Source organism: uncultured Hymenobacter sp., assembly GCF_964242765.1.
Taxonomy (GTDB): domain Bacteria; phylum Bacteroidota; class Bacteroidia; order Cytophagales; family Hymenobacteraceae; genus Hymenobacter.
Map to the genome: position 1 here is coordinate 1 of NZ_CAXTBM010000109.1, position 10,816 is coordinate 10,816.

At 52.5% G+C, this 10,816-nt stretch carries 9 protein-coding genes; 7 read left to right on the forward strand and 2 right to left on the reverse strand.

What is annotated here, in order from left to right:
• Positions 1-376 (reverse strand): hypothetical protein (locus ACFE7X_RS24065; protein WP_375438227.1); only part of this gene is annotated, 376 nt, incomplete at its 3' end.
• A 438-nt stretch (positions 377-814) separates the two neighbouring features.
• Between ACFE7X_RS24065 and accD the strand changes: the two genes are divergently transcribed.
• From accD to ACFE7X_RS24095, 6 genes are all read left to right on the forward strand, one after another.
• Positions 815-1,705 (forward strand): acetyl-CoA carboxylase, carboxyltransferase subunit beta, encoded by an 891-nt coding sequence (accD, locus tag ACFE7X_RS24070; RefSeq protein ID WP_375438228.1) that lies wholly within the window; start codon positions 815-817, stop codon positions 1,703-1,705.
• A gap of 185 nt (positions 1,706-1,890) precedes the next feature.
• On the forward strand, positions 1,891-2,631 hold the full coding sequence (locus ACFE7X_RS24075; RefSeq protein WP_375438229.1) for an OmpA family protein: 741 nt from the start codon (positions 1,891-1,893) through the stop codon (positions 2,629-2,631).
• Positions 2,632-3,289: 658 nt separating this feature from the next.
• On the forward strand, positions 3,290-4,006 hold the full coding sequence (locus ACFE7X_RS24080) for an OmpA family protein (RefSeq protein WP_375438230.1): 717 nt from the start codon (positions 3,290-3,292) through the stop codon (positions 4,004-4,006).
• A 127-nt stretch (positions 4,007-4,133) separates the two neighbouring features.
• On the forward strand, positions 4,134-4,898 hold the full coding sequence (gene nth / locus ACFE7X_RS24085) for an endonuclease III domain-containing protein (RefSeq protein WP_375438231.1): 765 nt from the start codon (positions 4,134-4,136) through the stop codon (positions 4,896-4,898).
• A gap of 128 nt (positions 4,899-5,026) precedes the next feature.
• Positions 5,027-6,010 (forward strand): radical SAM protein, encoded by a 984-nt coding sequence (locus ACFE7X_RS24090; RefSeq protein ID WP_375438232.1) that lies wholly within the window; start codon positions 5,027-5,029, stop codon positions 6,008-6,010.
• Positions 6,011-6,045: 35 nt separating this feature from the next.
• Complete coding sequence (locus ACFE7X_RS24095; RefSeq protein WP_375438233.1) at positions 6,046-6,558, forward strand: gamma carbonic anhydrase family protein; 513 nt, start codon at positions 6,046-6,048, stop codon at positions 6,556-6,558.
• An 81-nt stretch (positions 6,559-6,639) separates the two neighbouring features.
• Here ACFE7X_RS24095 and ACFE7X_RS24100 read toward each other — a convergent pair whose 3' ends face one another.
• Entirely contained in the window at positions 6,640-7,971 is a 1,332-nt protein-coding gene (locus ACFE7X_RS24100) for a hemolysin family protein (RefSeq protein ID WP_375438234.1), read from the reverse strand.
• A gap of 211 nt (positions 7,972-8,182) precedes the next feature.
• Between ACFE7X_RS24100 and ACFE7X_RS24105 the strand changes: the two genes are divergently transcribed.
• The gene (locus tag ACFE7X_RS24105) at positions 8,183-10,396 is read left to right on the forward strand and encodes a cytochrome c biogenesis protein CcdA (protein WP_375438235.1); all 2,214 of its coding nucleotides are present in this window, start codon (positions 8,183-8,185) and stop codon (positions 10,394-10,396) included.
• The last annotated feature ends 420 nt before the right edge of the window (positions 10,397-10,816 follow it).

Sequence of the window (10,816 nt, forward strand, 5' to 3'; positions counted from 1 at the left end):
GGCGGGCCAAGTCCTGCGCTACTTTGTTGTAGTCCGACGATTTGTTGGCTAATTCCCGGTCGCTGTTTTTGAGCAGCTTGTCGTAACTGTCAGTGAGTTGAGTGTAGAGCTGGCGGGTGCGGCGCAAGGCGTTACCGGTTTGGGTGGAGTCGTCGGCGAGGCGCTTGTTGTCGAGGCGTAGCTCGTTTAGCTCGTCGGTAGTCTTCTTGAGTTCGGCCACAGCGAGGCGCTGCTGGCGCTCGGCGTCGGCTTTACCTTGCTCCGTGGAAACTTGGCGGGCTTTCAGGTCGTCGTAGCGCTTAGAAGGCACGCAGCCCGGCAGTAGGGTGGCCACCGTCAAGGCTAAAGCGAGTAGGCTAGTAGAAGAGTTTTTCACAGAAAAGACAAAGGTGAAAATCGAAGTTTGATTGGTGGCGTATACCAAGGAAAATTTCCTGCGGCAAGGTACTCAGTGACCAGTTGATGTTGCAACGCAGCCCGACAATCAATGAGTTTTCAGTTTATATTTGATCTTGTTTAGCCGCGGTTCGCTTTCGTCTTATCCAACTGCTTCTGCATGTCGTCCATCACTGTCACCCCCGACGCCGACCTTCTAAACTTTATTGGAGCGCGAGTGCAAAATCATTCAAGGCGTGTAGCTGAATAGCTCTATTACACGGGCTTGGATGCGAAGTAGGAAGCAACCGGTATTCAATAGTGAGATACTACTAATTAGTTCCTGCATCTTTGCTGCATGATACCCAGCACTCACCGAATGGCGTGTTGCGGCCCCAACTATCATCCGTACTAAGTACCCCATACTCAATACCAGAAAATGTCTTGGTTTAAGCGCGTAGAGAAAGGCATCGTCACGCCGACGGAGGAGAAGAAAGAGACGCCGGACGGCTTGTGGCACAAGTGCCCCGAGTGTAAAACGGTGGCCACCATGGCCGAGCACAAGCGCTTGCTCTACACCTGCGGCAACTGCAACCACCATGAGCGGATTGATGCGGCCGAATACTTCGAACTGCTCTTTGATGGCGGCCAGTTCATGGAATTAGACGCGGATATGCACTCCGCCGACCCGCTGCATTTCGTGGATACCAAGGCGTATCCACAGCGCCTAACAGCCACCGAGAAAGTAACGGGCCTAACCGATGCCGTGCGCACTGGCCATGGTCACCTCAACGGCTTGGAACTAGTGGTAGCAGCCATGGACTTCCGCTTCATTGGGGGCTCGATGGGCTCGGTAGTGGGCGAAAAAATTGCTCGGGCCATCGATTATGCCCGGCAGCAGCGTCTGCCATTCCTCATGATTTCGCGTTCCGGCGGGGCCCGCATGATGGAAGCGGGTTTCTCGTTGATGCAAATGGCCAAAACTTCGGCCAAGCTCGCTTTGCTCTCCGAAGCGGGTTTACCTTACATTTCCTTGCTCACCGACCCCACTACCGGCGGCGTTACGGCTTCCTTTGCCATGCTTGGCGACTTTAACATTGCGGAACCGGGGGCCCTCATCGGGTTTGCTGGTCCGCGGGTTATCAAGGAAACTATTGGTAAAGACTTACCAAAAGGCTTCCAAAGCGCCGAATTCGTGTTGGAGCACGGCTTTCTCGATTTCATCATCGACCGCAAAGAGTTGAAGTCCCGCCTCGCCGATCTACTTACTATGCTGCGTCCGACTGAGGTGGTGGCCAAACCTAGCACTAAATCAGCGCAGCAGGTTTGAAAAGCCGGCACGCTTCTTGAAAAAGACCTGCCTGACGCGCCGTAGTGCGGGTCAGGCAGGTTTGCTTTTTTAGAGCCTAACCGAAACCGCACGGGCTTAGCCCGTGCAAACATTTTTTCAGCAAGTACAGTAAGCACGCTCGTCACCCTACTCTCACTCTTTACCAGTCTACCAACTTCACTTCGATGAAAACTCCTAAATCACTTTTATCCTTGTTTATGGCGCTGACGCTGCTTCTTGGCTCGTGCGCTACCACTCGCAACCCCAACATTCCGGACGCACCTACCGGCAACGGTACTGGTCCTCGCAAAACGGGCATGAGCAAAACAGCTAAAGGTGGTTTGCTCGGTGCCGGCGGTGGTGCTGTAGTTGGCGGCGTATTGGGCCGCGTAATTGGCGGCAAAAACGGCACTGCGGCGGGTGCCATTATCGGGGCGGCTGTAGGTGGTTCGGGCGGGGCCTTGATTGGCCGCAAGATGGACAAGCAGGCCGAAGAGCTACAGCGCGATATGCAGAACGCTCGTGTGGAGCGCGTAGGCGAAGGCATCAAAATCACCTTCGACTCCGGTATTCTTTTCGATACTAACAGCTCTACGCTACGGGCCGCTTCGCAAACGGAAATCCAGAAAATGGCTGCTGTTCTTCAGAAGTATCCCGATACCAACGTATTAGTTGAAGGCCACACCGACAACTCAGGTTCCGATGCCATCAACAACCCGCTCTCGCAGCGCCGTGCCCAGGCCGTAGCCGATTATACCCAGCAGCAAGGCGTAGATGCTTCCCGCATCACCACCCAGGGTTACGGTTCGTCGCAGCCGATTGCTGATAATACCACAGAAGCTGGTAAGCAGGCCAACCGTCGCGTTGAAATTGCTATCTATGCCAACGAGAAAATGAAGAAAGCTGCTGAAAAAGGCACGCTGTAAATCATTCCTAATTCAGAACATGATAAAAGACCGCACCCATGGTGCGGTCTTTTTTGATGGCAACTCTGCGGAAACGCTGAACTTGTTCTAATAGATTGCAAGCGCAGCTTGAGTTGTATGTAGCCTTATGATTAGGGTAGCGTTAGGTATCGTACTACCTCTTTTAATGAGGTAATTGCTGGTTTAAATGCTACACTGCAAATGAGTGCACGAGACAGGTAAGAAAGCGCAGTTATTAGATATGCTGGAATAAAATTTCTTCTTGCTGGAATAGAGAGGATATCATTTCGATTAATAGTTAACGCACGATATTTTTAATTGGCTTGACTGTGAAATGCAAATAGTACTATGCCATAAAAAATTAATATTCATTCCTTCTGAGAATATATTTTCCGAATTAATTTTTAGGAATATTAGATAACAAAATAGGAAACAAGCCGTTTCCTAGAAAGAGTTCGAGGCCCTGAAATCGGTGTTTACGGGCTGCTGAAGGGAGTTATAGCTGATTTTTGGGAGCTGCGAAATTTTTGGCAAGGTGGTTGCAAAGCTGTCTAGCATCGGACCGTTGGTTCATTCTACTTATTATCTTCGGGCCGATTTATCTCTCTTCATTTTCGTTCTCACTCCTAATTCCGAAACTCCTTAACTTTTTTACATCATGAAAAATTTCCGTTCCTTTTTCCTTTTGTTGCTTGCTCTGCTTATGGTAGGCACCAGTACTGTTCAAGCACAAACCACAACCGAAACAACTACCACCAAGAAGCCTTGGAGCAAAACTGCTAAAGGCGGTATTATTGGCGGTTTGGGTGGCGCTGCTGCCGGTGGTGTTTTGGGCCGCGTGATTGGTGGCAAGAACAGCACGGCTAAGGGTGCTATCATTGGAGCTGCCGTAGGGGGTGGTGCCGGCGCTCTGATTGGCCGTCGTATGGACAAGCAGGCTGCTGAATTGAAGAAAGAAATGGCCGGTGCCAAAGTAGAGCGTGTAGGTGAAGGCATCAAAATCACCTTCGACTCGGGCTTGCTGTTCGCCAAGAACTCGGCTGCTCTGACTTCTGCCGCTCAAGAAAACATCAAAGAGTTGGCTCAGACGCTCATCAAGTACGGCGACACCAACGTTATTGTGGAAGGCCACACCGACAACACCGGTACCGACGCCATCAACGACCCGCTTTCGCAACGTCGTGCCCAAGCCGTAGCTAACTACACTCAGCAGCAAGGCGTGGACGCTTCGCGCTTCACCGTAACGGGCTACGGCTCTAAGCAGCCTATTGCCGACAACACTACGGAGGCTGGCCGCATTGCTAATCGTCGGGTAGAAGTTGCCATCTTCGCTAACGACAAGTTGAAGAAGGCTGCTGAGAAAGGCACTATCTAATCACTGGTTGAAAAGGAAGGACAAGTAGTCATTGCTTGTCCTTTCTGTTGCGGCCCCGCTACCATTTGGTGACGGGGCCGTATTGTTTAGTAGTCATTCCGCTTGCTTATCGTCTACCAAACAGTCTATGCCAACCACTTACGCTTCGCCACCCGCTGAAAAGACGTGGGAGAACCACCTGATTCTAAACACCTTCTTCGATCCGCTGACGCTAGAGCAACCACGCCGTACCCCCATGCGGGAGTTGATTTCCACTATTCTTTCGCACCGCACCACCCATGCCGACGAGGAACTAGCCTACGACCGAATGCTCGAAGCTTTCGGTGACTGGGCCGGCGTGCTGGCTGCTCCCACTACCGACCTGGCCCATGCCATCCGAACGACCCGCTGGCCCGATACCCAAGCGCCCCGTATTCAAGAGGTACTGCGCCGCATCCAAGCCCAAACCGGTGGCGACTTTCACCTCGATTTTCTGTCAGAATGGTCAGTGGAGCAGGGAATGACGTGGTTAACCGATATGCCGGGTATTGGTCTGAAAACGGCATCTCTGGTATTGTTATTCAATTTTCATAAGCCCGTGCTGCCCGTTGATACTCATGTGCACCGCATTGCGCAGCGCGTGGGCATGATCGGGCCGAAAGCTTCGGCCGATAAAGCGCATCAGGTGTTGTTGGAGCAGTTGCCGAAAGACCCCTTGGTGCTTCTGAATTTTCATAAGCATAACTACTGGCACGGGCAACGCATCTGCCTGTTCACTAAGCCAGATTGCGCGAAGTGCCCATTGAAAAGTTTCTGCAATTATTACCTTGAACATTACGGTCCAGCCACAGCCGAAGCCATTGCTGCTACCCCAGTCAAGTGGGACAAAGCCTGGGGCGCTTTGCCGCATTAACACGCTTTTAGTGAGTACGTGGTTGCTCTTAATTGCTCGGTATTCAAGCTATTCCACCAAGTTTGATGATGAAAAAGCTTGTAGTTTGCAGCTATATCAACTGGTGTTAGAAGCCGGCAACCAAGAAAATGCGTCTCGTTCGTCATCCGGTTTTGTGCAATTACTACGTCACGTATCGGTGCAATGCGCGGTGCTCGTTCTGTGATATTTGGGAGAAGCCTTCGCCCTATATTCAGCTGGCTGATGTAGAGCGCAACCTTCGCGACTTAAAGCAACTCGGCGTGTCGGTGGTGGACTTTACGGGTGGGGAACCGCTGCTGCACCGCCAGATTCATGAGTTTGTGGCCCTAGCGCACGATATGGGCTTCATCACTACGCTCACCACCAACTGTCTGCTCTACCCCAAGTATGCCGAGAAGCTGCGAGGCAAAGTCGATATGCTGCATTTCTCACTTGATGCTTCCGAAAAGGAGGTGCACGACCGGGGCCGCGGCGTTGCCTGCTACGATTTTGTGTTGGAGAGCATCCGAGTAGCACGGGAGTTAGGCGAGCGGCCTGATATTCTGTTCACCGTCTTCCGCGAAAACCTCTCCGACTTGGAAGCCGTCTACCGCGACATCGCGCAGCCCAATCGGCTAATGCTGATTTTAAATCCGGCCTTCGAGTACAACAGCGTAGCAACCGGCGAACAGCTTAGCCCCGAGGAGCTAGATTATCTTTCGGCTTTTGGCCGGCGTAAGGGGGTTTACCTCAACGAAGCCTTTATTCAGCTGCGCCGTGATGGGGGCAACCACATTGCCGCGCCAGTATGCCGCGCCGCCAGCACGACGCTCGTTATTTCGCCGTCCAATGAGTTGGTGCTGCCTTGCTATCATTTAGGCGAGCAGAAATTTCCTATTGAAGGCAACTTACTGAACCTCTATCACTCGCCTGCCGTGCAGGGCCTGACCGCATTGGAAGGCCGTCTGCCGCAGTGCGAAGGCTGTACTATCAATTGCTACATGCAACCCAGCTTTGCCGTCGAAACCAGTAAATACTTCTGGCAGGCCCTGCCCAGCACCCTGAAGTATAACATCAGCAAAGGCACTTGGAAGCGGATGCTGACACGGTAGGGGCTGCGCTTATTTTCATCTAACTATCTCTGTTCATGCCTGCGCTTATTCTTCCCGTACATGGGGTGCTACCTCAGCTAGGCTCCAACTGCTATGTTGCCGACAATGCCACTATCATTGGCGACGTCGTGCTTGGTCAGGACTGTACGGTGTGGTTTAATGCCGTTATCCGGGGTGATGTGCACCGCATCCGTATCGGTAACCAAACTAATATTCAGGATGGCGCTGTGTTGCATTGTACTTATCAGAAGGCGCCTCTCACCATTGGCTCTCGGGTTAGCATCGGCCACAAAGCTATTGTGCACGGCTGTACTATCGAGGATGAGGTGCTGATTGGCATGGGCGCCATCGTAATGGATCATGCTGTGGTGAGTACGGGCTGCATTGTTGCGGCCGGAGCCGTAGTGCTAGAAAACACGCAATGTGAGCCCGGCTACCTCTACGCTGGTATTCCGGCCCGCCGCATCAAGCCTGTTACCGACGAGCAGCGGGCCAACTTAAAGCGTACGGCCGATAACTATGTGCTGTACGCTAGTTGGCTGAAGTAAACGAGTTACCAAGACACAAAAAGGGGCCTGCATACTATGCAGGCCCCTTTTTGTGTCTTGGTAACTCGTCGTTAGTGAGCCCTAAAGATTTAGTGCCTCATTGGCTTCTTCTGCGCGCTCGGCAGAAGTAGTTACCCGGAGTTGCACTAGCTCAACGGAGCGGCCAGAGCGTTTTAATACCCGAAACTCATAGTTGTCTAGCACGGCCACATCACCTACTTCAGGGATATTGCCATAAATGACGTTGAGCAACCCACCGACAGTTTCGTAGTCGTCGCCTTCGGGAAGAGAGTAGGGGAGATACTCGTTGGCGTCGGAAATGGCCGTAGAAGTGTTAACGCGGTACTCAGTTTCCGAAACCTTCTCTACCACGGGCACCTCGTTGTCGTATTCGTCCTGGATTTCGCCGACCAGTTCCTCCATAATATCCTCGATGGTAACGATGCCAGACACGCCACCAAACTCGTCGCTCACAATGGCCATGTGCGTGTGCTTGCGCTGAAACTGGCGTAGCAGCCGGTTGATTTTCTTGGTTTCGGGTACAAAGTATGCCGGGCGCATAATCTTGGCCAGCACAATAGGCTCGTTGCGGCGGATGATTTGCAGCAAGTCTTTCACGTAGAGCACACCCACGATGTTGTCGATGTTGCCTTCATAAACCGGAATCCGGGAGAATCCCTCATTGTACACCGTTTCCAAGATGCCATCTTGGGGGGTGTTCACATCGATGGCGGAGAGTTTAGTGCGCGGCACCATGATCTGCTTCACCATTCGGTCGTTGAACTCGAATACGTTTTCCAGCAGTTCGTGCTCGGACTCCTGAATCTCACCGCTTTGCTTGCTCTGGTCGAGCAGTAGGCGCAGTTCTTCGGAGGTATGCACTTCGGCTTCGTGTACTGAGCCAACTCCGAACATTCGCAGCACTAGATTAGATAGCTTATCGAGCAGCCAAATAAAGGGGAAGGTGAGGAAGGCAAAGGCCCTCAAAGGCAGCGCAATGGCCATAATAGTATTCTCCGGCTTTTGAATAGCCAGTACTTTAGGCGCCTGCTCGCCCAGCACAATGTGCATGGTGGTGATAAGCGTAAAAGAGGTAGCAATGGCAATCTGATGAACTACAGTGGAGGAAAGCGTAATGCCTAGCTTATCGATTACAGCCAATACCACCTCAGCTACTACACTCTCGCCTACCCAGCCCAACGCAAGCGAAGCCACCGTAATGCCCAACTGCGTAGCAGATAGATAGTAATTTAAATCGTGCAGCATAGTCTGTACGAGTTTGGCTATCCGGTTGCCACCCTGTGCCTTCAGTTCTATCTGGGAGAGGCGAACTTTAACGAACGCAAACTCTGCTGCCACAAAAAACCCGTTCAACAAGACCAGTAGAACGGTAAGAAATATATTTAAAGCCATAGACGTGGAAGTATGGCTCGACCGGCCTGGCTTCCTATGTAATTACAAAAGTACGGGATTCCCGCCAAGCGGTTCGGCGGAGCTCTATTGAGAACCAGGTTGCCGAATCTATCTTGGCGTGGAAATCAAAGGAAACCGCCAACGCAGTACAAGTGTTCCCTTTCTACCGACCTTTGTAGCTAGAATGTTTTTTGTTGCTTTCCCCTACCTGATGCCTCGCACTAAAACTGTATTTCTCTCTTTGCTCGTGGTGCTGTTCGCAGCCTTAGGAGCCGCCGCGCAGGTGCTAACCCCCACCAAGCTCTCCACTGCGCTCAGCCAGCCCGCGGCCAAGGTAGGCGAGGAACTGGACCTTGTTGTCAACGCTGCCATCGACGACAAATGGCACCTCTATGCCACTGATTTCGACCCTGATTTAGGGCCTACTGCCTTCACGTTCACGTTCGTTAAAAGCCCAGCCTACGAGTTGGTAGGGAAACCGAAGTCAGTCAACTCGAAAAAGAAATTCGATGACGTCTTCAAGGGCGACATCACCTATTTCGAGAAAACCGGCCAGATACGGCAGCGCATTCGGGTGCTACAGCCCGGCCCACTCACGGTGCAAGCCGCCGTGGAGTACCAAACCTGCACCGATATCGATGGCCGTTGTATTCCTGGCGAAAATGATTTGAAGTTTGGTCCGTTGACCGTGACAGGGTCCGCAGCGCCAATTTCCACGCCCAGCAAAACACCGCAAAAAGGCGCACCTACTGGTGCAGTAGTAGCACCTAACGCACCAGCTACCGCTGCAACTTCTAGCCCTGACGATAGTGCTACCACGGCTTTGGCGGCCACCGGCACGCCACCTGTTACGGCTCCTTCGGGCGCAGCCACAGCGCAAGAACAAGCTACTGTAACACCTGCACTACCAACGCCATCCGTGCCGCGTGACACAGATCCTGGTAAGGATGGCTTGTTGGCTTTTGCTTTTGGGGCCTTTCTGTTTGGCCTCGGGGCTCTCATTACTCCGTGCGTGTTTCCGCTGATTCCAATGACGGTGTCGTTTTTCACGAGCGGCTCCGACAGTCGGCCGCGCGGCATCCTCAAGGCCACGGTGTATGGGTTGTCCATCATTTTTATTTATGTGGTAGTTGGGTTGCTGGTTACGGTGCTCTTGGGGGCCGATGGACTAAACCTGATTAGCACGCACTGGCTGCCCAACCTGATTTTCTTCGCCGTATTTGTAGCCTTTGGCTTGTCTTTTCTGGGCCTGTTCGAAATTACGCTGCCTCACGGCATGGTCAATAAGATTGACGCGCAGGCCGATAAAGGGGGTTGGGGTGGCGTGTTTTTTATGGCCCTCACGCTGGTCTTGGTATCCTTTTCGTGCACCGGTCCCATTGTGGCTACTATCCTGACTATGGCTGCCCAAGGCCAGCGCATCACTCCCATTATCGGGATGTTAGGCTTTTCCTTGGCCTTTGCGCTGCCATTCACCCTGTTTGCCATTTTCCCGGCTTGGCTGAAGAGCTTACCCCGTTCCGGCGGCTGGCTGAACACCGTTAAGGTGGTGCTGGGCTTTGTGGAGTTGATGCTAGCCCTCAAATTCCTGAGCATGGCAGATCTGGCCTATCATTGGAACTTGCTTCCGCGCGACATCTACCTCGTGCTCTGGATTGCGCTTTCCGGTCTGCTGGGTTTCTATTTGTTAGGGCGCTTCAAACTTTCTCATGATTCCGATTTAACGCATCTAAGCGTCGGCCGGCTTCTGATGGCAGTATTGGCCTTCAGTTTCATGACTTATTTGGTACCCGGTTTATTTGGGGCGCCGCTGCCGCTGTTAGCTGGCTATCTGCCCCCTCAAACCAGCCGCGACTTTACGCTGGCGGCTACCAGCCTCCCCACCACCTCGGCGGTGGCCGCCCCTAATGCTTTGTGCGAGACGCCGCGCTACGGGGAGTTTCTGGAGCTACCCCACGGCTTGCAGGGCTACTTCGACTTAGCGCAAGCCCAACGTTGTGCTCGCGCCCAAAATAAACCCATCTTCATCGACTTTACGGGCCATGCCTGCGTGAACTGTCGCAAGATGGAGGCTACGGTGTGGAGTAATCCACAGGTATTGAAGCGGCTACGCGAAGACTATGTAGTGGTCGCGCTCTATGTCGACGACAAAGCCGACCTGCCGGCCTCCGAGCAGTACACCTCCAAGCATGACGGTAAACGCAAAACCACGCTAGGAAAGAAGAACGCCGACCTCCAGCTAACAGGCTTCAATGTCAATGCTCAGCCGTTCTATGTCTTGCTTGATCCCAATGCACCTACTGACTTGCGGCACACGCTTGCCCCGCCAATAGCCTACGAGCCTGATGCCGAGGCGTTCGTAAAGTTTTTGGATGCTGGCTTGGCTACTTATCGGCAGCAGAGTCAGCCTGTAGCAATTCGGTAGGCTATAGCTTTGACGAAACTATGCGCCGCTGCTAGCGGGGATGTAGTGGCAGTAAGTCATACGATTGCCTCTTTCAACTTTAGAGGTTTAGCTGAGTTGGGCATGACTAATTAAAAAGGAGCGCCTTTGCGAGTTTTATCGCAAAGGCGCTCCTTTATTGAAATTTAACACAATTTCAGCGCTAAGAATTCTGTTTCTTTGCAGCCAACGTGGTATTAGAGTGTCTGTAGAGCAACTTGCTACCTGAATTCAATTGAAATCAACAGAAAGAAAAAGGCGGCACCCACCCAGATGCCGCCTCTTGAAAAGGAACGCACCCACCCAGATACGTCCCGGTTTTCCCTCCTCACAATAATTCACTCAGTTGCTGTAGAAGAAGGATTCGAACCTCCACGGTGTAGTTAGCCGGCCGCCGGACCA

Coding starts and splice junctions, on each gene's coding strand:
- accD (WP_375438228.1), top strand. CDS start 815: ATGTCTTGGTTTAAGCGCGTAGAGAAAGGCATCGTCACGCCGACGGAG.
- ACFE7X_RS24075 (WP_375438229.1), top strand. CDS start 1,891: ATGAAAACTCCTAAATCACTTTTATCCTTGTTTATGGCGCTGACGCTG.
- ACFE7X_RS24080 (WP_375438230.1), top strand. CDS start 3,290: ATGAAAAATTTCCGTTCCTTTTTCCTTTTGTTGCTTGCTCTGCTTATG.
- nth (WP_375438231.1), top strand. CDS start 4,134: ATGCCAACCACTTACGCTTCGCCACCCGCTGAAAAGACGTGGGAGAAC.
- ACFE7X_RS24090 (WP_375438232.1), top strand. CDS start 5,027: ATGCGTCTCGTTCGTCATCCGGTTTTGTGCAATTACTACGTCACGTAT.
- ACFE7X_RS24095 (WP_375438233.1), top strand. CDS start 6,046: ATGCCTGCGCTTATTCTTCCCGTACATGGGGTGCTACCTCAGCTAGGC.
- ACFE7X_RS24100 (WP_375438234.1), bottom strand. CDS start 7,971: ATGGCTTTAAATATATTTCTTACCGTTCTACTGGTCTTGTTGAACGGG.
- ACFE7X_RS24105 (WP_375438235.1), top strand. CDS start 8,183: ATGCCTCGCACTAAAACTGTATTTCTCTCTTTGCTCGTGGTGCTGTTC.